Source organism: Streptomyces sp. WI03-4A, from assembly GCF_033792105.1.
GTDB classification, from domain to species: Bacteria; Actinomycetota; Actinomycetes; order Streptomycetales; family Streptomycetaceae; genus Streptomyces; species Streptomyces collinus_A.
On record NZ_JARAUO010000045.1, the window covers coordinates 1 to 26,056 of the forward strand.

The 26,056-nt window shown below is 72.2% G+C and carries 22 protein-coding genes; 10 read left to right on the forward strand and 12 right to left on the reverse strand.

Annotated elements, in window-relative coordinates; genetic code table 11:
* Positions 1-239: 239 nt before the first annotated feature.
* Together PV343_RS33110 and PV343_RS33115 are read right to left on the reverse strand one after the other, a co-directional pair.
* On the reverse strand, positions 240-1,217 hold the full coding sequence (locus tag PV343_RS33110; RefSeq protein WP_319150742.1) for a pirin family protein: 978 nt from the start codon (positions 1,215-1,217) through the stop codon (positions 240-242).
* Positions 1,218-1,331: 114 nt separating this feature from the next.
* Positions 1,332-1,796 (reverse strand): SseB family protein, encoded by a 465-nt coding sequence (locus PV343_RS33115; protein WP_020941181.1) that lies wholly within the window; start codon positions 1,794-1,796, stop codon positions 1,332-1,334.
* A 142-nt stretch (positions 1,797-1,938) separates the two neighbouring features.
* On the opposite strand from PV343_RS33115, the gene PV343_RS33120 reads away from it, so the two are divergent.
* From PV343_RS33120 to PV343_RS33130, 3 genes are all read left to right on the forward strand, one after another.
* Complete coding sequence (locus tag PV343_RS33120) at positions 1,939-3,765, forward strand: acyl-CoA dehydrogenase (protein ID WP_319150743.1); 1,827 nt, start codon at positions 1,939-1,941, stop codon at positions 3,763-3,765.
* Positions 3,766-3,870: 105 nt separating this feature from the next.
* A complete protein-coding gene (locus tag PV343_RS33125; protein ID WP_319150744.1) occupies positions 3,871-5,169 on the forward strand; it encodes a M18 family aminopeptidase in 1,299 nt (432 codons plus the stop codon).
* Positions 5,170-5,323: 154 nt separating this feature from the next.
* The gene (locus PV343_RS33130) at positions 5,324-5,578 is read left to right on the forward strand and encodes a DUF6458 family protein (RefSeq protein WP_317444449.1); all 255 of its coding nucleotides are present in this window, start codon (positions 5,324-5,326) and stop codon (positions 5,576-5,578) included.
* Between the two features lie 10 nt (positions 5,579-5,588).
* On the opposite strand, the gene PV343_RS33135 is transcribed toward PV343_RS33130, so the two are convergent.
* Positions 5,589-7,412: an NHL domain-containing thioredoxin family protein gene (locus PV343_RS33135; protein WP_319150745.1), complete on the reverse strand. Its 1,824-nt coding sequence runs from the start codon at positions 7,410-7,412 to the stop codon at positions 5,589-5,591.
* Positions 7,413-7,477: 65 nt separating this feature from the next.
* Positions 7,478-8,341: a calcium-binding protein gene (locus PV343_RS33140; RefSeq protein ID WP_319150746.1), complete on the reverse strand. Its 864-nt coding sequence runs from the start codon at positions 8,339-8,341 to the stop codon at positions 7,478-7,480.
* 215 nt (positions 8,342-8,556) lie between these two features.
* Between PV343_RS33140 and PV343_RS33145 the strand changes: the two genes are divergently transcribed.
* Positions 8,557-9,054 (forward strand): LURP-one-related/scramblase family protein, encoded by a 498-nt coding sequence (locus PV343_RS33145; RefSeq protein ID WP_319150747.1) that lies wholly within the window; start codon positions 8,557-8,559, stop codon positions 9,052-9,054.
* Positions 9,055-9,111: 57 nt separating this feature from the next.
* Here the strand turns inward: PV343_RS33145 and PV343_RS33150 are convergent, their stop codons facing one another.
* Entirely contained in the window at positions 9,112-9,906 is a 795-nt protein-coding gene (locus PV343_RS33150; protein WP_319150749.1) for a carbon-nitrogen family hydrolase, read from the reverse strand.
* Positions 9,907-10,124: 218 nt separating this feature from the next.
* On the opposite strand from PV343_RS33150, the gene PV343_RS33155 reads away from it, so the two are divergent.
* Together PV343_RS33155 and PV343_RS33160 are read left to right on the forward strand one after the other, a co-directional pair.
* On the forward strand, positions 10,125-10,949 hold the full coding sequence (locus PV343_RS33155) for a maleylpyruvate isomerase family mycothiol-dependent enzyme (RefSeq protein WP_319150750.1): 825 nt from the start codon (positions 10,125-10,127) through the stop codon (positions 10,947-10,949).
* A 289-nt stretch (positions 10,950-11,238) separates the two neighbouring features.
* Complete coding sequence (locus PV343_RS33160; protein WP_319150751.1) at positions 11,239-12,018, forward strand: SAM-dependent methyltransferase; 780 nt, start codon at positions 11,239-11,241, stop codon at positions 12,016-12,018.
* 586 nt (positions 12,019-12,604) lie between these two features.
* On the opposite strand, the gene PV343_RS33165 is transcribed toward PV343_RS33160, so the two are convergent.
* Entirely contained in the window at positions 12,605-13,900 is a 1,296-nt protein-coding gene (locus tag PV343_RS33165) for an MFS transporter (protein WP_319150752.1), read from the reverse strand.
* The gene (locus PV343_RS33170) at positions 13,897-14,547 is read right to left on the reverse strand and encodes a GntR family transcriptional regulator (RefSeq protein ID WP_319150753.1); all 651 of its coding nucleotides are present in this window, start codon (positions 14,545-14,547) and stop codon (positions 13,897-13,899) included. The genes PV343_RS33165 and PV343_RS33170 overlap by 4 nt, the downstream gene beginning before the upstream one ends.
* A gap of 190 nt (positions 14,548-14,737) precedes the next feature.
* Here PV343_RS33170 and PV343_RS33175 point away from each other — a divergent pair, with 190 nt between their 5' ends.
* Entirely contained in the window at positions 14,738-15,643 is a 906-nt protein-coding gene (locus PV343_RS33175; RefSeq protein WP_319150754.1) for a D-alanyl-D-alanine carboxypeptidase family protein, read from the forward strand.
* A 188-nt stretch (positions 15,644-15,831) separates the two neighbouring features.
* Here the strand turns inward: PV343_RS33175 and PV343_RS33180 are convergent, their stop codons facing one another.
* The 3 genes from PV343_RS33180 to pdhA are packed head-to-tail and all read right to left on the reverse strand — an operon-like array spanning position 15,832 to position 19,456.
* A complete protein-coding gene (locus PV343_RS33180) occupies positions 15,832-17,250 on the reverse strand; it encodes a dihydrolipoamide acetyltransferase family protein (protein WP_319150755.1) in 1,419 nt (472 codons plus the stop codon).
* Positions 17,251-17,261: 11 nt separating this feature from the next.
* Positions 17,262-18,248 (reverse strand): alpha-ketoacid dehydrogenase subunit beta, encoded by a 987-nt coding sequence (locus tag PV343_RS33185; protein WP_317444437.1) that lies wholly within the window; start codon positions 18,246-18,248, stop codon positions 17,262-17,264.
* Positions 18,249-18,250: 2 nt separating this feature from the next.
* Positions 18,251-19,456, reverse strand: coding sequence for a pyruvate dehydrogenase (acetyl-transferring) E1 component subunit alpha (gene pdhA, locus PV343_RS33190; protein WP_319150756.1), 1,206 nt, complete (start codon positions 19,454-19,456; stop codon positions 18,251-18,253).
* Positions 19,457-19,970: 514 nt separating this feature from the next.
* On the opposite strand from pdhA, the gene PV343_RS33195 reads away from it, so the two are divergent.
* On the forward strand, positions 19,971-21,014 hold the full coding sequence (locus tag PV343_RS33195; protein ID WP_319150757.1) for a phosphotransferase: 1,044 nt from the start codon (positions 19,971-19,973) through the stop codon (positions 21,012-21,014).
* 58 nt (positions 21,015-21,072) lie between these two features.
* Here PV343_RS33195 and PV343_RS33200 read toward each other — a convergent pair whose 3' ends face one another.
* Positions 21,073-22,668, reverse strand: coding sequence for a protein kinase domain-containing protein (locus PV343_RS33200; RefSeq protein ID WP_319150758.1), 1,596 nt, complete (start codon positions 22,666-22,668; stop codon positions 21,073-21,075).
* Between the two features lie 344 nt (positions 22,669-23,012).
* Here PV343_RS33200 and PV343_RS33205 point away from each other — a divergent pair, with 344 nt between their 5' ends.
* Positions 23,013-24,638: a Stk1 family PASTA domain-containing Ser/Thr kinase gene (locus PV343_RS33205; RefSeq protein ID WP_319150759.1), complete on the forward strand. Its 1,626-nt coding sequence runs from the start codon at positions 23,013-23,015 to the stop codon at positions 24,636-24,638.
* Positions 24,639-24,759: 121 nt separating this feature from the next.
* On the opposite strand, the gene PV343_RS33210 is transcribed toward PV343_RS33205, so the two are convergent.
* Positions 24,760-25,302, reverse strand: a complete 543-nt coding sequence (locus PV343_RS33210) for a bacterial proteasome activator family protein (RefSeq protein WP_319150760.1) — start codon at positions 25,300-25,302, stop codon at positions 24,760-24,762.
* A gap of 165 nt (positions 25,303-25,467) precedes the next feature.
* Between PV343_RS33210 and PV343_RS33215 the strand changes: the two genes are divergently transcribed.
* Complete coding sequence (locus tag PV343_RS33215) at positions 25,468-26,052, forward strand: hypothetical protein (protein WP_319150761.1); 585 nt, start codon at positions 25,468-25,470, stop codon at positions 26,050-26,052.
* Positions 26,053-26,056 lie beyond the last annotated feature (4 nt).

Below are 26,056 nucleotides of genomic sequence, written 5' to 3' on the forward strand. Positions count from 1 at the left end.
GTGCATTCGCCATGCCGGGGCGGGCGTCGCCGGTGGGCGGCCCCCGGAGCATCCGCCACCCGCAGGCCCTGCCGCGCACGCCGCCGCAGGACGGCCCCCGGGACGTTCACCGCCTCCCCGGGCCACCAGCACACGCCGCCGCCGCGATGCCGCCACCGCTCGAGCCGCCCGCACGGGCCGCATACGGCCGTCGCCCGGTCCGCTGGGCGGGCCGGGCGACGGGTGGGGTGGGGGCGGGGTCAGCCCTGGGGGCCGGCTCCCGTCATGCCGTGGACTGCCGGGACGGTGCCCAGGCGGCCCTTCTGGAAGTCCTCGAAGGCCTGCATCAGCTCGTCCTTGGTGTTCATGACGAACGGGCCGTAGTGGGCCATCGGCTCGCGGATCGGCTGTCCGCCGAGGAGGACGACCTCCAGGTCCGGGGTGTGCGAGTCCTGCTTCTCGTCCGCGCGGACGGTCAGCGAGGAGCCGGCGCCGAAGACGGCGGTCTGGCCCAGCCGGATCGGCCGGCGCTCGGCGCCGACGCTGCCGCGGCCCGCCATGACGTACGCGAGGCCGTTGAAGTCCTCGCGCCAGGGCAGGGTCAGTTCGGCGCCCGGGGCGAGGGTCGCGTGGATCATGGTGATCGGGGTGTGCGTGATGCCGGGGCCCTCGTGACCGTCCAGCTCACCGGCGATGACACGCAGCAGGGCGCCGCCGTCGGGGGTCGTCAGCAGCTGCACGTTGCCGCCGCGGATGTCCTGGTAGCGCGGGGCCATCATCTTGTCCCTGGCCGGGAGGTTCACCCACAGCTGGAGGCCGTGGAAGAGCCCGCCGGACACCACCAGCGACTCCGGCGGCGCCTCGATGTGCAGCAGGCCGGAGCCCGCCGTCATCCACTGGGTGTCGCCGTTGGTGATGGTGCCGCCACCGCCGTTGGAGTCCTGGTGGTCGAAGGTCCCGTCGATGATGTAGGTGACGGTCTCGAAGCCACGGTGCGGGTGCCAGGGGGTGCCCTTGGGCTCGCCCGGCGCGTAGTCCACCTCGCCCATCTGGTCCATCATGATGAACGGGTCGAGGTGGCGGTAGTTGATCCCGGCGAACGCGCGGCGCACCGGGAAACCCTCGCCCTCGAAGCCGCTCGGAGCGGTCGTCACGGTCAGCACGGGGCGGGCCACGGCGTCGGCGGGAGCGGTCACGCGGGGCAGCGTCAACGGGTTCTCGACGGTCACTGCAGGCATGGTGGGACCTCCTTGTACGCCCAGTTTAGTTGAGCGTTGAACTTTCTGCTACCCCACAACAGAGAGAGCCCGGAGGGCATTCCCTCCGGGCTCTCCATCGAGCGGGGCGGCCGGTCAGCCGTACATGCGGCGCATCGCGAAGTCGACCATCTGCTCGACCGCCTTGGCGTCGAACACCATCCGGTGCTCGCCCTCCATGTCCACGACGAAGCCGTAGCCGGTCGGCAGCAGGTCGATCACCTCGGCACCGGTGATCACGAAGTACTTGGACTCCTTGCCCGCGTACCGCCGCAGCTCCTTCAGCGAGGTGAACATGGGGATCACCGGCTGCTGGGTGTTGTGCAGGGCGAGGAAGCCCGGGGTGTCACCGCGCGGACAGTACACCTTCGACGTGGCGAAGATCTGCTGGAAGTCCTCGGCGGACATCTGCCCGGTGGTGAAGGCGCGCACCGCGTCCGCGAGCGAGGGCGGGGACGGCTCGGGATACAGCGGCGGCTGCTGCCCGTAGCCGCCGGCCATCGGCTGCTGGGGGGCGGCGTACTGCTGCTGAGCGCCGGCGTTCTGGTCGTAGCCGTACATGCGCAGAAGAGTACTCAGTCACAGATGACCGGATCGGGCTTGCGTCTTATTACCGACGGGTAGCATCATCGGAGAAACTTGTTGGTACGTGAACCAGATGCGAGGAGACAGTGCCTCGCCGAGTCCTAACGGAGCCGTCACCATGGGGCACTACAAGTCCAATCTCCGCGACATCGAGTTCAACCTCTTCGAAGTACTCGGCCGCGACAAGCTCTACGGCACCGGTCCGTTCGAGGAGATGGACACGGAGACCGCCAAGAGCGTCCTGGAGGAGCTGACCCGGCTCGCCGAGAACGAGCTGGCCGAGTCCTTCGCCGACGCGGACCGCAACCCGCCGGTCTTCGACCCCGAGACGAACACCGCTCCGGTCCCCGCGTCCTTCAAGAAGAGCTACAAGGCCTTCATGGACTCCGAGTACTGGCGGCTCGGCCTGCCCGAGGGCATCGGCGGCACGACGGCTCCCCCGTCCCTGATCTGGGCGTACGCGGAGCTGATCCTCGGCTCGAACCCGGCCGTGTGGATGTACTCCTCCGGCCCGGCGTTCGCCGGCATCCTCTACGACGAGGGCAACGACGTCCAGAAGAAGATCGCCCAGATCGCCGTCGAGCGCACCTGGGGCTCCACCATGGTGCTCACCGAGCCCGACGCCGGTTCCGACGTCGGCGCCGGCCGCACCAAGGCCGTCCAGCAGGAGGACGGTTCCTGGCACATCGAGGGCGTCAAGCGCTTCATCACGTCCGGTGAGCACGACATGGAGGAGAACATCCTCCACTACGTCCTCGCCCGCCCCGAGGGCGCGGGGCCCGGCACCAAGGGCCTGTCCCTCTTCCTCGTCCCGAAGTACCTCTTCGACTTCGAGACCGGCGAGCTGGGCGAGCGCAACGGCGTCTACGCCACCAACGTCGAGCACAAGATGGGCCTGAAGGCCTCCAACACCTGCGAGATGACCTTCGGCGACCGCCACCCCGCCAAGGGCTGGCTGATCGGCGACAAGCACGACGGCATCCGCCAGATGTTCCGCATCATCGAGTTCGCCCGCATGATGGTCGGCACGAAGGCGATCTCCACGCTCTCCACCGGCTACCTGAACGCCCTGGAGTACGCCAAGGAGCGCGTCCAGGGCCCCGACCTGGCGAACTTCATGGACAAGGCCGCGCCCAAGGTCACCATCACCCACCACCCCGACGTCCGCCGCTCGCTGATGACGCAGAAGGCGTACGCCGAGGGCATGCGCGCCCTCGTCCTCCACACCGCCTCGGTCCAGGACGCGATCGCCGTCAAGGAGGCGAACGGCGAGGACGCCAAGGCCGAGCACGCGCTGAACGACCTGCTCCTGCCGATCGTCAAGGGCTACGGCTCCGAGAAGGGCTACGAGCAGCTCGCCCAGTCGCTGCAGACCTTCGGCGGCTCGGGCTTCCTGCAGGAGTACCCGATCGAGCAGTACATCCGCGACGCCAAGATCGACACCCTCTACGAGGGCACCACCGCCATCCAGGGCCAGGACTTCTTCTTCCGGAAGATCGTCCGCAACCAGGGCGCGGCGCTGAACTCCCTCGCCGAGGACATCAAGAAGTTCCTGGCGCTCGGCACCGGCGGCGAGGAGCTGGCCGGCGCCCGCGAGCACCTCGCCAAGGCCGCCGTCGAGCTGGAGGCCATCGTCGGCCTGATGCTGACCGACCTCGCCGCCACCGAGCAGGACGTCAAGAACATCTACAAGGTGGGCCTGAACACCACCCGCCTGCTGCTCGCCTCCGGTGACGTGATCGTCGGCTACCTGCTGCTGCGGGGCGCCGCCATCGCCGCCGAGAAGCTCCAGACGGCCTCCTCCAAGGACAAGGCCTTCTACACCGGCAAGATCGCGGCGGCGAAGTTCTTCGCGGCCAACGTCCTTCCGGGCGTCACCCTGGCCCGCAAGGTGTCCGAGGGCGTCGACCTCGACCTGATGGAGCTGGACGAGGCCGCGTTCTAAGGATTCCGCTTCTTCCAGAAGGACCGGATCCGCCCCCCTCCACCGTCGCCGTGGGCCCGCTCCCGTACCGGGAGCGGGCCCTCGCACGTCGTTAAGGTAAGCCCCATGAGCGCACCAGCCCGCTTCGACCGCGGCCACACCGACGACCTGATGTCCTTCCTGGCGGCGAGCCCGTCGCCGTACCACGCCGTGGCGAACACCGCCGAGCGGCTGGAGAAGGCGGGTTTCCGGCAGGTCGCAGAGACGGACGCCTGGGACGGGACGAGCGGCGGCCGGTACGTGCTGCGCGGCGGGGCGATCATCGCCTGGTACGTCCCCGACGGCGCCGCCCCCCACACCCCCTTCCACATCGTCGGCGCGCACACCGACTCGCCCAACCTGCGCGTCAAGCCGCAGCCCGACAGCGGCGCCCACGGCTGGCGGCAGGTCGCCGTCGAGATCTACGGCGGCCCGCTGCTGAACTCCTGGCTCGACCGCGACCTCGGCCTGGCCGGCCGGCTCACCCTGCGCGACGGCTCCACCGTCCTCGTCGACGTGGCCCGGCCGCTGCTGCGCGTCCCCCAGCTCGCCATCCACCTGGACCGCACCGTCACCTCCGACGGCCTCAAGCTCGACAAGCAGCGCCACCTCCAGCCCGTCTGGGGCCTCGGCGACGACCCCCGCGAGGGCGACCTCATCGCCTTCCTGGAGGCCGAGGCCGGTGTCACGCCCGGCTCGGTGGCCGGCTGGGACCTGATGACCCACCCGGTGGAACAGCCCGCCTACCTCGGTCGCGACCAGGAACTCGTCGCGGGCCCCCGGATGGACAACCTGCTCTCCGTGCACGCCGGGGCCGCCGCCCTCGCCGCCGCCGCGACCTCCGGCGCCGCGCTCGGCCACATCCCGGTGCTGGCCGCCTTCGACCACGAGGAGAACGGCTCCCAGTCCGACACCGGCGCCGACGGCCCGCTGCTCGGCACCGTGCTGGAACGCTCGGTGTTCGCCCGCGGCGGCACCTTCGAGGACCGGGCCCGCGCCTTCGCCGGCACGGTCTGCCTGTCCTCCGACACCGGCCACGCCGTCCACCCCAACTACGCCGAGCGCCACGACCCCACGCACCACCCGCGGGTCAACGGCGGCCCGATCCTCAAGGTCAACGTCAACAACCGCTACGCCACGGACGGTTCGGGCCGGGCGGTGTTCGCCGCCGCCTGCGAGCAGGCGGGCGTGCCGCTGCAGACCTTCGTCTCCAACAACTCCATGCCCTGCGGCACCACCATCGGCCCGATCACCGCAGCCCGGCACGGCATCCGGACGGTCGACATCGGCGTCGCCATCCTGTCCATGCACAGCGCCCGCGAACTGTGCGGCGCGGACGACCCGTTCCTGCTGGCCAACGCGCTCACGACGTTCCTGGAGAGCTGAGCTCCCAGGCCAGCCGTCCCCCTCCGTTCCGGCCGCGAGGACTACGTCGACGTGATCTGAGCGCCCGTCAATACCGCCCCGAGCATGCTCGGGGCGGCACCGGGTACCCGGACGGCACCGGAAATCCCGGAACCGGAAGGGGAGGCGACGACTTATGGGCCTCGGCGGGTGCATCATCCTCATCGCCGTGGGAGCCATCCTCACGTTCGCGACCGACTGGCACATGCAGGGGGTCAACCTCGACCTCGTCGGCATCATCCTGATGGCAGTCGGTCTCATCGGCGTCGCCACGTTCAGCGGCATCGCCCGGCGCAGGCGGGTCGTCGTCCCGCCGACGACGCCGGTGGTCGAGGAGGAACCCCACCACCACCATCACCACGACGGCTACACCAACGGCTACGGCGTCTGAGACACCCCGGCTACCGCTCGTCCATCCCGGCGAGGACGAGCGGCAGCCGGTCGGTGCCGCCCTCGACGAGGCGCACCGGAACACCCCAGTCCTGCTGGTGCACATGGCAGGCGGGGTACTCGTTCGCCGGGTCGTCGTCGCACGAGGCCGCCATGGCCGACACGTGCAGCACGCCCTCCGCGACGGCCGGGTCCAGCTCCAGCTCGCGCGCCAGATCAGTGCCCGCGCCTTCGCCCCCGCTCAGCAGCCCGGGCGGCGTCGCGGAGACCAGCAACCGGGTCGAGGGACCGTGGCGGTCGTCCAGCTTCTGCCCGGCGGGCGCCCGGAAGACCACGTCGAGGCGCAATCGGCCCGGGGCGACCTCGGTCGCCTCGCGCGCGGTGCGGTGCGCGACCGCCTCCACCCGCACCGCCTCCTCGGGCAGCCGCAGCCGGGTCAGCCGGTGCCGGGCCGACTCCACGACCACGATGTCCTCACCGGCCACCACCGCGTCGCTGGGCTCGCGCAGATCCGTGGCCAGCGTGCTGACCTCGCCGGTGGCCGGGTCGTAGCGGCGCAGCGCGTGGTTGTAGGTGTCCGCGACCGCCACCGAGCCGTCCGGGAGCACGGTGACGCCCAGTGGGTGCTGCAACAGGGCCTGCCCGGCGGCGCCGTCGCGGTGCCCGAAGTCGAACAGGCCGGTACCGACGGCCGTGTGGACGACTCCGTCCAGGTCCACCCAGCGCAGGGCGGAGGTCTCGGAGTCGGCCAGCCAGAGCCGGTCCGCGGTGGCCGCGAGACCTGAGGGCTGCGCGAACCACGCCTCGGCTCCCGGGCCGTCCACCAGACCCTCGTTGGTGGTGCCGGCCGCCACCGCGACGGTCCCCGCCACCGGGTCGTACGTCCACAGCTGGTGGACGCCCGCCATGGCGATCCACACCCGGCCGCCGAAGACGGCCACGTCCCACGGCGAGGACAGGTCCACCTCACGGGCCGGCCCCGAGGTGGCGGAGCCCCGCCACCACTGCCGGCCGGTGCCGGCCGCCGTGGTCACCTCGCCGGTGGCCAGGTCGAGCCGGCGCAGCGCGTGGTTGACGGTGTCCGCGACGACCACTGCCGCCCCGTCCTCGGTCAGCGCGAGCCCCTGCGGCTCGCTGAAGGAGGCCCGCCCCGGACCGCCGTCGGCGAACCCGCGCGCCCCGTTGCCGATCCGCCGCACGACCGTCTCGGCGTCCGCGGCCAGCTCCACCAGCTGGTGCCGGGTGGTGTCGCTGACCAGGAACGTCCCGCCGGGCAGCAGCAGCGCCTTGCCGGGAAAGCGCAGCACCGTCGGCTCGGGCTCCGGCGGCACGTAGGGCCCGTCGCCGCGGCGCAGGGTGCCCTTGGCCGCGTGCTCGGCCTCCAGCTCCCCGACCAGCCGCTCGATGGCGTGCGCATGCCCCTCACCGGCGTGCTGGGCGACCACGTACCCCTCGGGATCGACGACGACGAGCGTCGGCCACGCCCGGACCGCGTACTGCTTCCAGGTGGCCAGCTCGGGATCGTCCAGCACAGGGTGCTCCACCCCGTACCGCTCCACCGCGTCCACGACCGCCTCGTGCTCGGCCTCGTGCACGAACTTCGGCGAGTGCACCCCGACCACCACGACCGTGTCCCGGTGCTTCTCCTCCAGCTCCCGCAACTCGTCCAGGACGTGCAGGCAGTTGATGCAGCAGAAGGTCCAAAAATCCAGTACGACGATGCGACCGCGCAGGTCGGACAGGGTGTACGGGGTGCCGCCCGTGTTCAGCCAGCCGCCCTTGCCGACCAGCTCGGGGGCGCGGACGCGGACGCGTCGGGGTGCGGAGTCGGTCATGGCTCCCAGGGTGCCACCCGGTGCCGGCAGCAGGGCCGGGCCGTGGCAGCGCGGGTCGCCCCGGGTCAGCCCTGGTGGACGACGTCCCTGCCGGGGCCGCCGGACAGGGTGTCACGGCCGGGGCCGCCGTAGAGCCGGTCGTCTCCGCTGTTGCCGTACAGGTGGTCGTCCCCGCCGTTGCCGTACAGGACGTCGTCGCCCCGGCCGCCGTGCAGCGTGTCGGTGCCCGCGCCGCCGAGGATCCCGTCGTCGCCGTCGTCGCCCCACAGGTCCTGCCCGGCCGCGCCGCCACGCAGCACGTCGTCGCCCTTGCCGCCGTGGGCGATGACCAGGTCGCCGGTCGCGTCGATCGTGTCGTCGCCGTCACCGCCCGAGGCCAGCCCCAGCTTGCCCACCGTGAGGGTGTCGTTCCCTGCGTCGCCCGCGACGGCGTTGCCGTCCAGGCGCCCGGTGTCGGTGAGCCGGTCGTCGCCGGGGCCCAGGGAGATCCGGGCGAAGCAGTACACCTGGCCGGTGGCGTTGGCGTAGGTGACGGTGTCCGCGCGGTCGCCGAGGTCCATCGTCAGGGCCGGGTAGGGGTCCTGGCTGTCCTCGGCGGTGACGGCGCAGGAGACCTTGGTGGCGTCGGAGCCGTCGGGGTGGACGCAGCCGCGGCCCGCCACGATCGGGACGACGTCGTCGATCAGGTAGGTGATGCCGGGGCCGCTTCCGCCGGTCAGGGACGCGGTGACGGCGACCTTGTTGGTCTGGCCGGCGGCGGCCCGGTAGGCGAGCTGCCAGCCGTACCGGTTGACCTCGGCCGTGGCCGGCCGCGTCGCAGCGCCGGCGGGTACCGCCGTGGTGAGCGGTACGGCCAGGGCGGTGCCGAGGGCGAGGGCCAGCGCCGGAAGGGCGCGGGCCGGCCCGCGGCGGGCGGGACGAGAGGACATGGGGGAACCTCCGGAAGAGCCGTACGTGTGCCGCCGTGTTCGGCGCGGTCGTCTCGTTCGACCCGAGGGTTTGGCCCATGGTTGGCCGGCCGGCGCGCGGGCACGGGAAGTTCACCGCGGGGCCACCCGGAGTCCCGGTGGACGGTGGCGGACGGTCAGCTCCGGCGGCGCGGGAACGTGTGACGATCACGCCTCGCCGGGGAAGCGCTATGGACATGAGATTCCTCGTGCGCGACCGGCTCCTCGGCATCGGTGACGACTACTGGATCGAGGACGAGCACGGCCGGAAGGTCTTCCTCGTCGACGGCAAGGCGATGCGGCTGCGGGACACCTTCGAGCTGAAGGACGCCCAGGGGCGCGTCCTGATCGACATCCACCAGAAGATGTTCGCCCTGCGCGACACGATGGTGATCGAGCGGGACGGCGAGGGGCTGGCCACCATCAGGCGCAAGCGGCTGTCCCTGCTGCGCCACCACTACCGGGTCTCCCTGGTCGACGGCACCGACCTGGACGTCAGCGGCCGGATCCTCGACCACGAGTTCGCCATCGAGTACGACGGGGAGCTGCTCGCCGTCGTCTCCCGCCGCTGGCTGACCGTGCGGGACACCTACGGCGTCGACATCGTGCGCGACGACGCGGACCCGGCGCTGCTGATCGCGGTGGCGGTGTGCGTGATCCACCTGGCGCAGAGGGAGCGGGACGACGACGACTGACCGCGCCCGGCGGCGGCGGACGAGGCCCGACGGCGGCTGAGGGTGCCTGACCGCGCGTCAGCGGCGCGGGGGTGCCAGGCCCAGGACCCGGTCCTTCAGGGCCGGGAACTGCTCGCGGGTGGCGGCCGGCTTCGCCGGGTCCAGGTCGACGGTGAGGACCTCCTCGCCGGCGCCCGCCTCGGCCAGCACCTCACCCCAGGGGTCCACCACGATCGAGTGACCCGCCTGGGGAACTCCGGCGTGCGTCCCGGCCGTTCCACACGCGAGCACGAACGCCTGGTTCTCCACCGCCCGTGCCTGGGCCAGCAGCGTCCAGTGCGCGCGTCGCCGCTCGGGCCAGCCCGCCGGGATCACCAGCGTCTCGGCGCCGGCGTCGACGAGGGAGCGGAAGAGTTCGGGGAAGCGGAGGTCGTAGCAGGTGGCCAGGCCGACGGTGGTGTCCGGCAGACGGACCGTCACCGGCCCGCGTCCGGCGCCCATCAGCACGGCCTCGCCCTTGTCGAAGCCGAACCGGTGGATCTTCCGGTAGGCGGCGGCGAGGTCACCGGAGGGCGAGAAGACGAGGGAGGTGTTGTAGAGCGGGCCTTCGGGGTCGCGTTCGGGGATCGAGCCCGCGTGCAGCCACACGCCCGCGTCGCTCGCGGCCTTGGCCATGACCTCGTAGGTGGGGCCTTCGAGCGGCTCGGCCTCGGTGGCGAACTCCTCGTAGGCGAAGGCTCCGGTGGTCCACAGTTCGGGCAGGACCACGAGGTCGGACCCGGCCTGGTCACGCACGAGCGAGGCCGCCCGCTGCCGCCGGGAGGCAACCGATTCGTCCTCGTCCACGGCGATCTGGATCAGCGAGGCGCGCACACTACCACCGTCCTGGCATTCGAGTTGTCCACACGGGCCTACGATCGTCACACGAAAGCACTGCCGGGGTGCCTCACAGCAGCGTAACTTGGGGGTCCCCCCGGTTCGAGCCCAGCCGAGAACTGGGGGAGTCCCAAGACACCGCCGAGTGCAGCCACCTCCCGCTGGCAACGCTGCCACAACCTGCCCGTGTACCGACCGCCGAGGGGTCCTGTTCCGTGAGTCTGCATCCCACCCTCCAGCCCTACGCCGACGCCTGGACCCACTCCATCGAAGCGATATCCGAGCTCGTGGTCCCGCTCGCGGAGGGGGAGTGGAACCGGCGGACGCCGTGCCCGGGCTGGTCGGTCCGTGACGTCGTGTCGCATGTGATCGGCCTGGACTGCGAGATGCTCGGCGACCCGCGGCCGATCCACACGCTGCCCCGCGACCTCTTCCACGTCACCAACGAGCACCAGCGGTACAACGAGATGCAGGTCGACGTCCGGCGCCACCACACGGCGCCGGAGATGACGTCCGAGCTGGAGTACACGGTCATCCGCCGCAACCGCCAGCTGCGCAACGAGTCGCGCGACCCCGGCACCAAGGTGCGCGGCCCGATGGGTTCCGACATCACCCTGGAACAGGCCATGCGGGCCCGCGCCTTCGACGTGTGGGTGCACGAGCAGGACCTGCGCACGGCCCTCGGCCGCCCCGGCAACCTCGACTCCCCGGGCGCGCTCGTCACCCGTGACGTGCTGCTGGCCGCGCTCCCCGACGTGGTCGCCAAGGACGCGGACGCGCCGCGCAGCTCGGCGGTCGTCTTCGACGTGCACGGGCCCGTCGAGTTCCTGCGCACCATCCGGGTCGACATCCAGGGCCGGGGCACCCTGGAGACCGCTCCCGCGCTCGGCCCGGCCGCGGCGCTCACCCTCGACTGGGAGACCTACGTCCGGCTGGCCTGCGGCCGGGTCACCCCGGAGGCGGTCGCGGACCGGATCAAGACGGAGGGCGACCCGGATCTGGCGGCGGCGATCCTGCGGAACTTCACGGTGACGCCGTAGGGCGGCGGTCCGGTGTGCCGCCACGGGCCCGCCCCCGGCGGAAACCGGGAGCCGGGGCCCCGGCCCGGCGCTCGGGTGCCACGCGCCCCCGCGGGGCCGTCCGCGGCGGAAAGCCGGTGCCGGCGCTCGGACCCGGCGCCCGGGCGCCACGTGCCGCCACAGGGCCGTCCGGGGTGCAGATCCAGTGCCGACGCCCCGGCCCGGCGCCCGGGTGCCACGTGCCGCCACGGGCCCGCCCCCGGCGGAAATCCGGTACCGGCGCCCCGGTGCCGGAACTAGCGTGCCCGGCATGACCGACAGCGCGGCGCTCCCGCCCACCGACGACCTCCCGCCCCGGCTGACCCGCCTCAGCTTCCACGGCCCGCTCTCGGAGGCCCGCGCGGGCGCCATGGTCCGGCGCCTCGCCGCCACCGGGCCCGGCCGGGTGCTGGACGTCGGCTGCGGCTGGGGCGAGCTGATGCTGCGCCTGCTGGAGGCGGTGCCGGGAGCGCGCGGGGTCGGCGTCGACCTGGGCGGCCAGGACCTGGAGCGGGGCCGGCGGAACGCGGCGGCGCGAGGTCTGGCGGATCGCGTGGAGTTCGTCCAGGAGTCCGCCACGGGCACCCGGCGGGGCCCGGCGGACCTGGTGCTCTGCCTGGGTGCGAGCCAGGCGCTGAGCACGGCCGAGCCGCCCACCGCGGAGGCGCTGCGGGAGCTGCGGCGGCTGGTGGCCGACGGTGGGCGGGTGCTGCTCGGCGAGGGGTTCTGGCAGCGGCCACCGACGGAGGCGGAGCTGGCCGGGATGTGGCCTGGCGCGTCCGCCGGCGACCACCACGACCTGGGCACCCTGCTCGATCTCGCGGTCGCGGCCGGTTTCCGGCCCGAGTGGACCGAGACGGCGGGCCCGGACGAGTGGGAGGAGTTCGAGTCGGCGTACCAGGCGGACGCGGAGGTATGGCTCGCCGGGCACCCGGACCATCCCCTGGCCACGACGACCCGCGAACGCCTCGACCGGCACCGGCAGCAGTGGATGACCTACCGGGGTGTCCTCGGCCTCGCCTACCTCACCCTCGTACCGGTGGCCGCCTGAGGCGTGGCGGCTGGGGGCGGCAGCAGGCCGCGAGGCGGCGGCCACGGGCCGGCAGCGGCTGAGCGGCTGGGTCACGCCGGCACCGCCCGCACCCGGCCGGCCACCGGACGCTCCCGCTCCCGCGCGGCACACCGCCCACCCGCGAGCCGGGAGAGCCGACTCAGCCCGGCACTGCGGGCCGGGAAGGCCAGACCATGCCGATACGGCGGGCCGGGAAGGCCGACCCACGCCGGCAGGCGCAACGCCTCCGCCCGGCGCTCTCACCTCCCCCGCGCGGCATTCCGTCCGCCCGCGCGCGGGGAGAGCCGACTCAGCCCGGCACTGCGGGCCGGGAAGACCAGACCATGCCGATACGGCGGGCCGGGAAGGCCGACCCACGCCGGCAGGCGCAACGCCTCCGCCCGGCGCTCTCACCTCCCCCGCGCGGCACACCGCCCACCCGCGCGCGGGGAGAGCCGACTCAGGTTGTACAGCGGGCCAGGGAAGGCCGGCTCACGCCGGCAGGCGCATCACCTCCACGCGCCGACGGCCCGGCACGCCCTCCTCCCGCTCGGGGCAGACCGCCCGCGGGCCGGGAGGGCCCGGCTCACGCCGGTACGTGTACCGCCTCCACCCGGCTGGCCACCAGGCGCTCCCGCTCGCGGCGGGCCGCGCGGCCGCGCAGGCGGAGGATCTGGCTGACGCCCAGCGCCTGGAGGAGGAACACGGCCGAGAAGGCCACCGTGTAGTCGTCGCCCGTGGCGTCGAGCAGGACGCCGATCGCGAACAGGGTCGTCATCGAGGCGATGAACCCGCCCATGTTGGTGATCCCGGAGGCGGTGCCCTGCCGCTCGGGCGGGTTGGCGGGGCGGGCGAAGTCGAAGCCGAGCATCGAGGCCGGGCCACACGCGCCGAGGACCACGCACAAGGTCAGCAGCAGCCCCATCGGGGCGTGGGCGCCGGGCCAGGCCAGGGTGAGCGCCCACAGCGCCGCGGTCGCCGCGACGGTGCCGAGGGCCAGCGGCAGCCGGGCCCGGTGGTGCCTGGCGACGATCTGGCCGTAGACCAGGCCGATCACCATGTTGGACAGCACGACCAGGGTCAGCAGGTCGCCGGCCTTGGCCCGGCTCAGGCCCTGTGCCTGGACCAGGAACGGCAGGCCCCACAGCAGCAGGAACACCATCGCCGGGAACTGGGTGGTGAAGTGCACCCACAGACCGAGCCGGGTGCCGGGCTCCCGCCAGGACGCCGCGATCTGCCGGCGCACGTAGGCGGAGCCCCGGTGCGGGAACGGCTCGGGCTCGTGCCCCTCGGGGTGGTCCTTGAGGAACAGCAGGGTCAGCACCAGGACGACCGCACCGGCCACCGCGCTGCCCGCGAAGGCGGGGGTCCAGCCGATGCCGTGCAGCAGCCGGGCGATGACGAGGGTGGAGACGAGGTTGCCCGCCATGCCGACCAGACCGGCGAGCTGCGCGACCAGCGGGCCGCGCCGGGCGGGGAACCAGCGGGTGCCGAGGCGCAGCACGCTGATGAAGGTCATGGCGTCGCCGCAGCCGAGCAGCGCGCGCGAGGCCAGGGCCGTGCCGTAGGAGGCGGAGAAGGCGAAGCCGAGCTGGCCCGCGGTGAACAGCACCGCGCCGATGCTCAGCACCCGCTTGGTGCCGAGCCGGTCCACCAGCAGGCCCACGGGTATCTGCATGCCCGCGTAGACCAGCAGCTGGAGGATCGAGAAGGTGGAGAGTGCGGAGGCGCCCACGTGGAAGCGGTCGGCGGCGTCCAGGCCGGCCACGCCCAGGGAGGTGCGGAAGATGACGGCGACGAAGTAGACGGCGACGCCTATGGACCACACCGCGACGGCGCGCCGGCCGCCCTCGGGGTCACCCGGCAGGGTGGCGTTGCTCATCGGACCTCACCCCGCGCGAGGTGCGAGAACCAGCCCACGTGCCGGTGCACGACGCCCACGGCGGCCTCCGCGTCCCCGGAGCGCAGCGCGTCCAGGATCTCCTCGTGCTCGGCGAGGGTCTTGGCGATCCGGTCGGGGTGGGAGTGCATGACCGCGACGCCCATCCGCAGCTGGCGGTCGCGCAGCTGGTCGTAGAGGCGGGAGAGGATCTCGTTGCCGCCGCTGCGCACGATCTCGGCGTGGAAGCAGCGGTCGGTCTTCGCGGCGGCAGCGAAGTCGCCGGCCGCGGCTTCACCCTTCTGCCGCTCCAGCAGTTCCGCCAGCCGTTCCAGCAGCGCGGGCGGGGCGGGTACGGCCTTGCGGGCCGCGTGCTCCTCCACCAGCAGCCGGGTCTCCACCACGTCGGCGATCTCCTGCGCGGAGACCGGCAGGACCAGGGCGCCCTTCTTGGGGTACAGCCGGATCAGGCCCTCCACCTCGAGCCGCAGCAGCGCCTCGCGGACGGGCGTGCGGGAGACCCCCACGGCGTCGGCCAGCTCCCCCTCGGTGAGCAGCGTGCCGCCCTCGTAGCGACGGTCCAGTACGGCCTGCTTGACGTGGGTGTAGACGCGGTCGGCGGCGGGGGGTTGTTTCACTGGCGTGGCCATGCCCACAGGATAGATACAACGCGTACGCATGCGTGAGGCCGGTCCGGCATGTGGACGTGACGCAGATCTCACCCAGCGCCCGTACAACCTTCTGTGCTACTTACGTGTCGCACACGTGCGGCCCCACTCGCTTGGCAGTCCAACTCGGCCGCATACCAGGGGCATTCGAAGACAATCGGGGTATTTCACTTTGATTACCGGCATCAAGGGCACCCGCCGTATCCGCCGAGCCACCGCCGTCGCCGTCACCTCGGCCGCGATGCTCGCCACCGGGGCCCTCACCGCGGCGCCCGCGCAGGCCGTCACCGCGCCCTCGATCGTGGCCAAGGGTGGCTACGTCATGAACAACTCGAGCGGCTCCAGCCTGTTCACCAAGGCGGCGGACACCAAGCGCTCCACGGGCTCCACCACCAAGATCATGACCGCGAAGGTCGTGCTCGCGCAGTCGAACCTGAACCTCGACTCGAAGGTGACGATCCAGAAGGCGTACAGCGACTACATCGTCTCGAAGGGCGCCTCGTCCGCGCACCTGATCGTCGGCGACAAGGTCACCGTCCGCCAGCTGCTGTACGGGCTGATGCTGCCGTCCGGCTGCGACGCGGCCTACGCGCTGGCCGACAAGTACGGCACCGGCTCGACCCGCGCCAAGCGCGTGGCCAACTTCATCGGCAAGATGAACACCGCCGCCAAGAACCTGGGTCTGAAGAACACCCACTTCGACTCGTTCGACGGCATCGGCAGCGGTGCCAACTACTCGACGCCGCGCGACCTGACGAAGATCGCCAGCAGCGCGATGAAGAGCTCCACGTTCCGCACGATCGTCAAGACGAAGTCGTACACGGCGAAGACGATCACCAAGACGGGCAGCACCCGCACCATGGGCACGTGGACCAACACCAACGGCCTGCTCAGCAGCTACAGCGGCACCATCGGCGTGAAGACCGGCTCCGGCCCCGAGGCGAAGTACTGCCTCGTCTTCGCCGCGACCCGCAACGGCAAGACGGTCATCGGCACCGTCCTCGCCTCCACGTCCATCCCGCAGCGCGAGTCGGACGCCAAGAAGCTCCTCAGCTACGGCTTCGCCAAGCTCGGCTGACACCCACCCAGCACACCCCGACGGGCCCGCCGCAACTCCGCGGCAGGCCCGTCGCGTTGCGGAACGCCAGCGGAATCGGCGATCTTCCCTCGGCCGGGTCTGACGACCCGGAGAAAAAGCCGGAGGGGGCGGTCGCAACTGGAACTTGCGGCCGTCCCCTCCAGGGCTTCGCTACTCCTCCTGGGGTATCAGGCCCAGGAGATCAGTCGCTTCGGCTGCTCCAGGATCGCCGCCACGTCGGCGAGGACCTTGGAGCCCAGTTCGCCGTCGACCAGGCGGTGGTCGAAGCTGAGGGCGAGGGTGGTGACCTGGCGCGGCTTCACCTTGCCCTTGTGGACCCACGGCTGGAGCTTGATCGCACCGACCGCGAGGATCGCGGACTCGCCGGGGTTGAGGATCGGCGTACCGGTGTCGACGCCGAAGACGCCGACGTTGGTGATGGTCACCGTGCCGCCCTGCATCGCCGCCGGGGACGTCCTGCCCTCGCGGGCCGTGCCGACCAGCTCGCCCAGCGACTCCGCGAGCTGCGGGAGCGTCTTGTCGTGCGCGTCCTTGATGTTGGGGACGATCAGGCCACGGGGGGTGGCCGCCGCGATGCCCAGGTTGACGTAGTGCTTGAGCACGATCTCCTGGTTCGCCTCGTCCCAGGACGCGTTGATGTCCGGGTTGCGCTTGATGGCGACCAGCAGGGCCTTGGCGATCAGCAGCAGCGGGTTGACCCGCAGCCCCTGGAACTCCTTGTCCTGCTTCAGCTCCTCGACCAGCTTCATCGTGCGCGTCACGTCCACCGTCACGAACTCCGTGACGTGCGGGGCCGTGAAGGCCGAGCCGATCATGGCCTGCGCCGTCGCCTTGCGGACGCCCTTGACCGGGATGCGGGTCTCCCGGGCGCCGTCGTGCGACACGACCGGCGCGGCGGCCGCGGGGGCCGCCACGGGCGCGGGGGCCGTCACGGCCGGCTCGGCGGCCTTGGGGGCCGCCGCCGCGTGGACGTCCTCGCGGGTGATGACGCCGTCGGGGCCGGAGGGGGTGACCGTGGCGAGGTCGACGCCGAGGTCCTTCGCCAGCTTGCGCACCGGCGGCTTGGCCAACGGCCGGGACTCGGCGGGGACGGCGGCGGGGGCGCCGTGGCCGTTCAGCTCGGTCTGGACGGCCTGGGCGGCCGCCGGGACCTTCACCTCGGGACCCTTGCGCGGCCGGCGCTTGGTCGAGGTGGTCGCCACGCCGTAACCGACCAGCACGGGCTGGCGGGCCGGCGGCTTGGCCTCCTCCTCGGCCTTCACGCTCTCCGCGGCGGCCGCGGGAGCCGCCTGCGCCTGCTCGGCGGGGGCCTCGGCCGGGGCGCCGCCCGACACGTCCACCGCGATGATGGCGGTGCCAACGTCGACCGTGGTGCCCTCGGGGAAGCGCAGCTCGCGCACCACACCGTCGTAGGGGATGGGCAGTTCGACGGCCGCCTTGGCCGTCTCGACCTCGCACACCACCTGGCCGTCGGTGACCGTGTCACCCGGCTGGACGTACCACTTGAGGATCTCGGCCTCGGTGAGTCCCTCGCCCACGTCGGGCATCTTGAACTCGCGTACGGATGCTTCCGTCATCGTCGTCACGAACCCTCTCCTCAGTACGCCAGGGCACGGTCGACGGCGTCGAGCACCCGGTCCAGGCCCGGCAGGTACTCCTCCTCCAGGCGCGCCGGCGGGTACGGGGCGTGGTAGCCGCCGACCCGGAGCACCGGGGCCTCCAGGTGGTAGAAGCAGCGCTCGGTGATCCGGGCGGCGATCTCCGCGCCGGAGCCGAGGAACACCGGCGCCTCGTGGACGACGACCAGGCGGCGGGTCTTCTCCACCGACGCCTGGACGGTGTCGAAGTCGAGGGGGCTGACCGAGCGCAGGTCCACGACCTCCAGGGACTTGCCCTCCTCGGCGGCCGCGGCGGCGACCTCCTGGCAGAGCTTCACCATCGGGCCGTAGGCGACCAGGGTGAGGTCGGTGCCCTCGCGGACGACCTGCGCCTTGTGCAGCGGGGCGGGGATGGCCTCGGTGTCGACCTCGCCCTTGTCCCAGTAGCGGCGCTTGGGCTCGAAGTAGATCACCGGGTCGTCGCTCTGGATGGCCTGCTGCATCATCCAGTACGCGTCCGAGGCGTTGGAGGGGCTGACCACCTTCAGGCCGGCCACGTGCGCGAACAGCGCCTCGGGGGACTCGGAGTGGTGCTCGACCGCGCCGATGCCGCCGCCGTAGGGGATGCGGATGACGACCGGCATCTTGACCTTGCCGAGCGCGCGGGCGTGCATCTTCGCGAGCTGGGTGACGATCTGGTCGTAGGCCGGGAAGACGAAGCCGTCGAACTGGATCTCCACGACCGGGCGGTAGCCACGCAGGGCCAGGCCGATCGCGGCGCCGACGATGCCGGACTCGGCGAGCGGGGTGTCGATGACCCGGCTCTCGCCGAAGTCCTTCTGCAGGCCGTCGGTGACCCGGAAGACACCGCCGAGCTTGCCGACGTCCTCGCCCATGACGAGGACCTTGGGGTCCGTCTCCAGGGCGCGGCGCAGCGACTCGTTGATCGCCTTGGCCAGTGCCAGGTTCTTGGTCTCGGCTGCCATGATCAGACCCCCTCTGCGTCCGCGAACGACGCCTGGTAGGCGGCGAACTGGGCTCGCTCCTCGTCGACGAGCGCGTGCCCGTCCGCGTACACGTTCTCGAAGATGGCGAATCGGTCCGGGTCCGGCATGGCACGGACCGCTTCGCGCACTCGCCTGCCCAACGCCTCGGACTCGGTCTCGAGTTCCGCGAAGAATCCCTCGTCCGCGTGGTTTGCGGCCTCCAGGTACCGGCGCAGGCGCAGGATCGGGTCCTTCGCCTCCCAGGCCAGGCGCTCCTCGTCGCCCCGGTAGCGGGTGGGGTCGTCGGAGGTGGTGTGGGCGCCCATGCGGTAGGTGTACGCCTCGACCAGGGTCGGGCCCTCGCCGTTGCGGGCGCGCTCCAGCGCCCACTTGGTGACCGCGAGGCAGGCCAGCACATCGTTGCCGTCCACCCGCACGCCCGGGAAGCCGAAGCCCTGGGCGCGCTGGTACAGCGGGACGCGGCTCTGCTTCTCGGTGGGCTCGGAGATGGCCCACTGGTTGTTCTGGCAGAAGAACACCACGGGGGCGTTGTAGACCGCGGAGAAGGTGAACGCCTCCGCCACGTCGCCCTGGCTGGAGGCGCCGTCGCCGAAGTAGGCGATGACCGCCGAGTCCGCGCCGTCCTTGGTCACGCCCATCGCGTAGCCGGTGGCGTGCAGCGTCTGCGAGCCGATGACGATCGTGTAGAGGTGGAAGTTGTTGCTGTTGGGGTCCCAGCCGCCGTTGTTCACACCCCGGAACATCCCGAGCAGGTTGGTCGGGTCGACCCCGCGGCACCAGGCGACGCCGTGCTCGCGGTAGGTCGGGAAGACGTAGTCGTCCTCGCGGGTGGCCCGGCCGGAGCCGATCTGCGCGGCCTCCTGGCCCAGCAGCGAGGCCCACAGGCCCAGCTCGCCCTGGCGCTGCAGCGCGGTGGCCTCGGCGTCGAAGCGGCGGGTGAGCACCATGTCGCGGTACAGGCCGCGCAGCTCGTCGGGGGTGATCCCGGCGACGTACGCGTCGTACTCGGCGTTCGCGACCCGCTCGCCCTCGGGCGTCAGGAGCTGCACGAGTTCCGGGTCGGTGCTCTTCTTCGCGGTGCGGGTCGTCCGCTTGGTGCCGGTGGCTCCGGTCCTGCTGCCGGTGGTGCCGGCCTTGCCTGCGGCGCTGCGTCGCGGCTTGCGCGCGGCACTGCTCTCCACGGTCACGTGTGCTCCTCCGTCGTTCCGGCCCCCGGGGTTGCCGGTAGGCCAGTGCGGCTCACCTGTTTTCGACCACCGGGCACGGGGTGGGTGCCACTCGGCCGGGAACAGGCGTGACAGGTGCCCCGGCGAGCGCCCTGCGACTTTTACGTTACCCAGTGCTCCACATTTCTGTGAAACCCCTCCTGACCTGCGTTTTTGCTTGGATTTCCAAGTAAATCCGCGAGGACCGGAAGGCCGCTGGTCACAGCCTTGCAGGAGGCCGGAGCTACGGCACGTTATCCCGGCGACCCCGGACACGGGAAGAGCCTTCTTGTGACACTCGCCTCGCACACCAAGAAGGACATGTATGGATATTCCCGTCGGGAGGGACGGGGAGCGCGGCGCCCGTCCCCGGCGCCCGTAGCGGCGCGGGGGCGCTTTTTCGGCCCGTTGCGCCGCGTGACCGAATGCGATCGGCGATGACTGCCTGTGACAAGGCCCAGCTCACAGGCCCTTGAGGTGCCCTAACATCTGGCGCGTGCCGCGCTCATCTGTCTTACCCCTTTCCTCCCACGCGCTCCCTCTGGGCGCCCTGCTGCGCCTGTACGCCGCCGGTTCCGCCCTCGCCTGTGAACCCGTCGACCAGGGCCTGCTCAACCGGGGCTACCGGGTCAGCACCACCCGCGGCCGGTACTTCCTGAAACACCACTTCGACCCGGACACCGCCGACCCGGCCGCGATCGAGCGCCGGCACCGCGCCACCCAGCGCCTGGCAGACCTGGGGGTGCCGGTGGCCCCGCCGCTCGCCGACCGCGAGGGCCGCACGGTCGCCGTGGTCGGCGGCCACGCGTACGCCCTGCACCCCTGGATCGACGGCAGGCACCGCCACGGCGGCCAGCTCACCCGGGCGGAGAGCGCGCGCCTGGGGGCGCTCCTGGGCGCCGTACACGCCTGTCTGGAGCGGGTGATGCCCCCCAAGGGGCGCACCCGCCCCGCGACGAGCCCGCACCCCGTGGAGAGCGCCGACCCGGCCGACACCTTCACGCTCATCGACGACCTGCTCGGGCACGTCCGCCGGCACCGCCCCGCCGACGCCTTCGACACCCTGGCCCGCCACCGGTTACTGGAACGGCGCGCTCTCCTGGAGCAGCACGCGCACCGGCGCCCGCCGCGCGGCGGCCCGGTGGGATGGGTGCACGGGGACTTCCACCCGTTCAACCTGCTCTACAAGGACGACGCCCCGGCCGCCATCGTCGACTGGGACCGGCTCGGTGTGCAGCCACGCGCCGAGGAGGCCGTGCGCGCCGCGGTGATCTTCTTCGTACGGCCCGTGGGCGCGCTGGATCTGCGCAAGGTGCGGGCGTACGCGCGCGCGTACCGGCGCGCGGCCGGGGCGACCCCCTCGGAGCTGGCCGCGGCCGTGCACCGGGTGTGGTGGGAACGCCTGAACGACTTCTGGATGCTGCGCTGGCACTACGAGCGCGGCGACACCCGCGCGGACTGCCAGTTCCCGGCCGCCTCGGCGCTCCCGGTGTGGTGGACCCGGGAGTACGACGCGGTGTCCGACGCCTTCGTGGAGTGACCGCAGGGCCTCCCGCCCCCGCTCAGGGCGACGGCGGGGGCGTCGGCGTCGGTGGCCTTCAAGTGCCGTCGCCGCCGGCCGCGCCGTCGGTGGCGCCGCCGTCCGTGCCCCCGACCGTGGCGCCGCCGTCGGTGCCGCCGGCCGCCGGGTCCGTCGACTGGGTCGGACTGGTCTGCGGGTCCGTCTCCTCCTGCGAGGTCTGCGGGTCCGTCGGCTCGTCGGTCGGGTCGGAGGTGGCGGTGCGGGACGGGGTCGACGACGGCGTGTAGGACGGCGACCAGTCGGAGCCGGTGCCGGTGCCCGTGCCGGTGTTCGTGGACGTGTCCGTGGGCCGGTCGGTGGAGTCGTCGGACGGCGTCGCGGAGTCCGTCTCGTCCTTGGTGGACTTCGAGTGCGACGTCCGGGGCTTGACGTCGTCGCCGGGGCTGCCGGCGTTGCCGTTGTTGTGGTTGAGCGCGATCGCGACGCCCGCCGCGATCGCGATCACCGCCAGGACGGCCAGGATCCACAGCTTGCCGCGGCCGCTGCCCTTGTTGCCGTGCCCCTCGAAACCGCCGTCGTCGCCATACCCGGTGGGCAGGATCGGCTGCGGGATCTGCGTGGTGCCCGCGCCGAACTCGCCGGGGTGCTGCATCGCGGTGGTGCCCGCGAAGCCCGCCGCCGGGGTGTGCCGGCCGTCGTGCGCCGCCACCGGGCCGGTGTTCCAGGTGCCGGTGTGGCCGCCCTGGTCGTACAGCATCTGCAGGCCGTACTGGACCAGGCCGCGCATCTCCTCGGCCGTCTGGAACCGGTCGTCGGGCTCCTTGGCGAGCGAGCGCATGACCAGGCCGTCCAGCTCCGGCGGGCAGGCGTCGGAGGCCTCGGACGGCGGGGTCGGGATGTCCTGGACGTGCTGGTAGACCACCGACAGCGGGGTCTCACCGGTGAAGGGGGGTCGCAGCGCGAGCAGCTCGTACAGCAGGCAGCCGGTCGCGTACAGGTCGGAGCGGTGGTCCACGGCCTTGCCGAGCGCCTGCTCCGGGGAGAGGTACTGCGGGGTGCCCATGACCATGCCGGTCTGCGTCATCGTCGTCGACGCGCCGTGCAGGGCGCGGGCGATGCCGAAGTCCATGACCTTGACGGCGCCGTTGTCCGTGATGATCACGTTGGCGGGCTTGATGTCGCGGTGCACGATGCCGTGCTGGTGCGAGTAGGCGAGCGCCTCCAGCACCCCGGAGACGATGATCAGGGCCTGCTCGGGGCCCGGCGCCTCGGCGTTCAGCAGCAGGTCGCGGATGGTACGGCCCTCGACCAGTTCCATCACGATGTACGGCACGGACTGGCCGCCGACGAAGTCCTCGCCGGAGTCGTACACGGCGACGATCGCGTGGTGGTTGAGACCGGCCACCGACTGGGCCTCGCGCGTGAAGCGGGCCTTGGAGGTCGGGTCCTCGGCGAGGTCGGCGCGCAGCAGCTTGACGGCGACCGTGCGGCCGAGCCGGACGTCCTCGGCGGCGAACACCTCGGCCATGCCGCCGCGGCCCAGCCGGTGGGTCAGCCGGTACCGGCCGTCGCCGACGAGCCCGCCGTTGCCCCACATCTCCGGCGTCTCGGACATGCCGCCGCCAGTCGCCTCGGGGTCGGACGGGCCCTGGGCGCTGTGCGTCTGTGCCATCGGTCCTCGCCGTCGTTTCTGCCCGCGGTGCGCGCGGTGTTGTCACGGTCTCCGTCGGCCACGCTACAGCCTCCGCGGGGGCCGCCGGTCCGGATCCGCTACCGGGATACGCCCCGGACGGATCGGTCATGAAACCTGTAGCACGCGCTCTCGTGCAAATTCTGTGTACCGGTCGTACGGGCGCTGTAACGCTTGCGCGACGCTTCTTGCGCGTACGGTCACGGAACGGGCACCGCGCTTGACGTGTCACTGCCCTGGGGCAGACTTGGCCGGGAATGAGACATTCGATCAAGGCATGTTCCGCTCAGTGACGGCGCCGGACGGCCAATGGGGGACACGGAGAGATGAGCCAGGACGGCGCACAGGGCAGATACACGGGGCGCGCGCTGGCGGGCGGCCGCTACCAGCTGCGTGACCTGCTCGGTGAGGGCGGCATGGCCTCGGTGCACCTGGCGTACGACGCCGTGCTCGACCGCCAGGTCGCGATCAAGACGCTGCACACGGAGCTGGGCCGGGAGCAGGCCTTCCGCGAGCGCTTCCGCCGCGAGGCCCAGGCCGTGGCCAAGCTCACGCACACCAACATCGTCTCCGTCTTCGACACCGGCGAGGACGACGTGGACGGCATGACGACGCCGTACATCGTCATGGAGTACGTCGAGGGCCGCCCGCTGGGCTCGGTCCTGGACGAGGACGTCCGGCAGTTCGGCGCGATGCCCGCCGACAAGGCGCTGAAGATCACCGCCGATGTGCTGGCGGCGCTGGAGATCAGCCACGAGAAGGGCCTGGTCCACCGCGACATCAAGCCGGGCAACGTGATGATGACCAGGCGCGGCGTGGTCAAGGTCATGGACTTCGGCATCGCCCGCGCCATGCAGTCCGGGGTCACCTCCATGACCCAGACCGGCATGGTCGTCGGCACCCCGCAGTACCTCTCGCCCGAGCAGGCCCTCGGCCGCGGGGTGGACGCCCGCTCCGACCTCTACTCGGTCGGCATCATGCTGTTCCAGCTGGTCACCGGGCGGCTGCCGTTCGACGCCGACTCGCCGCTGGCGATCGCCTACGCACACGTGCAGGAGGAGCCGGTGGCTCCTTCGTCGGTCAACCGCGCGCTGCCGCCGGCCGTGGACGCGCTGGTCGCGCGGGCGCTGAAGAAGAACCCGAACGAGCGCTTCCCGACCGCCGAGTCCATGCGGGACGAGTGCCTGCGCGTCGCCGGCTCCTTCCAGGCGGCGGCGCCGAGCATCGTGCCGGGCTCCGGGCCGACGCAGAGCGGCTCGGGCGTCGGCTCCGCCGTCTTCCCGCCGGTCGACCAGGCGACCCCGGCGCCCACCGGCCCGGTGCAGACGCCGTACCAGCCGGCCCCGGCCCCGCACGGCTACGGCACCCCGCCGCCCGCCCCCGCCTACGGCTATCCGCAGCAGGGCGGCTACCAGACGCCGCCCGTCGCGTTCGGGCAGCAGGGCCACGCGACCCCGCCGCCGTACTCCGGTACGGCCCCGACCGCGGTCCAGGGCCCGCAGGGCGGCGGCAAGGGCAACAAGCCGGTGATCATCGGGTCCATCGCCGTGTCGCTCGTCGCGGTCGTCGGCCTGGTCGTCGCGCTGAGACTGAACAGCGGCGGCGAGGACGACAAGGGCGGCGGCCGCACCAGTGCCTCGCCGTCGACGCACGCGTCGGGCTACCGCGGCCCCGAAAAGTCGAGGACGATCGACAAGACGGAGTGCACCGAGCCGCAGGAGTCGTACACCGATCCCAAAAAGGTGCGGCTTCCGAACTTCCAGTACAAGAACATCGACTCGGTGAAGGCGTGCTTCCAGGCCGCCGGCTGGAAGTACGAGATCAAGAAGGTGGACGAGAACACCTGGGGCGACGGCACGGTCATGTCCCAGTTCCCCGCGGAGGGCACCGATTTCGACGCCAGGGGCAGCGAGACCGTGCAGCTGAGCGTCTCGACGGGCAAACCGCAGTAGCGCCCCGGCGCCGGTGAGGCGCGTGCGAAAGGGCCCGGCGGTCGTCCGCCGGGCCCTTTCGCTCGTACGCCTTCCGATACGGCCCGCGGGTACGGGCTCCGGTACGGCCCGGAGGTACGTCCTACAGGTACGGCCCGCCCGAGCGGCCGCCGGCCCGGGGGTCCTCGGCGCCCTCGGGGCCTCCCACACCCGGCGGGAGGGCGCGGCGCATCTGCTCGAGCTGCGCCCGCGCGGCCATCTGCTGGGCGAACAGCGTCGTCTGGATGCCGTGGAACAGGCCCTCCAGCCATCCCACCAACTGGGCCTGCGCGATCCGCAGTTCCGCGTCGCTCGGGGTCGCCTCGTCGGTGAACGGCAGGGACAGCCGCTCCAGCTCCTCGACCAGCTCCGGCGCCAGGCCGTCCTCCAGCTCCTTGACCGAGCTGGCGTGGATCTCCTTCAGCCGGACCCGGCTGGCCTCGTCCAGAGGGGCGACCCGCACCTCCTCCAGGAGCTGCTTGATCATGCTGCCGATCCGCATGACCTTGGCCGGCTGCTCGACCTGCTCCGTCACCGGAATCTCGCGGGAGTCCTCGTCCCCGCCGCCACCGATCGCCAAGCCGTCCTGGCCCACGACCAAAATCTGGGGATTCTCCGGCGACCGTTCGTTCCTCGGCATCTCCATGCCGCCATTCTCTCGCACGACTCCACCTCATCACCGTGCTGCCCCCTCATGGGGCTGATCCACCCTTTAGACCTGTCGGCCCAATATGAAATGCCCTGTACATCCCGGAATGTGAGGCTGGCTTTCTGTCGGAGTTCGACGACCGGGCTACGGGAGGTCACCGACGTGACGCCATGGCTGCGCCTCACGCTGCGCCTCGTACGACTGCTGCTCGTCCTCGTGACGGCCACGCCGGTCTCCGGCGCGGCCCTCGCCTACGGCGCGGAGAGCACCCCGCCGGACGCGTCCGCGCCCCCGGGCCGGCCCCCCGTGTCCGTCTCCCCGGCCGCGCACGCCTCCGGCCTGCGCGCGTCCGCGTCCGCCGCCGAGCCCTCGCGGGCCGGGAGCCGCGCCGGTGAGGGCAGGATGCGGCCGGGCCGGCCGGAGGGTCCGGCCGCCGTGGAGGAGGGCGACGACGATCCCGGCAGGATCACCGGGTCCCCCGCCCTCGCGGACCCGCAGGACGGCTACCCGGAGGAGCCGGAGCAGGCCGAGCCGCCCGGCGGCACCCCGGCCGCCTCCGACACCCCGGAGGAGGCCGGGCTCGACCCCGCCCGGCAGCCGCTGACCCCCACCGCCCAGGACACGGTGCCCCAGGCCGGCGCCTCCACCGAACCGGCCCTGCGCATCCTGCCCCTGGGCTCCGGCCTGGTCCTCATCGGCCTCGGCCTGGGCCTGGCCTTCCTGGGCCTGCGGGTACGGCGGAGCTGATCGG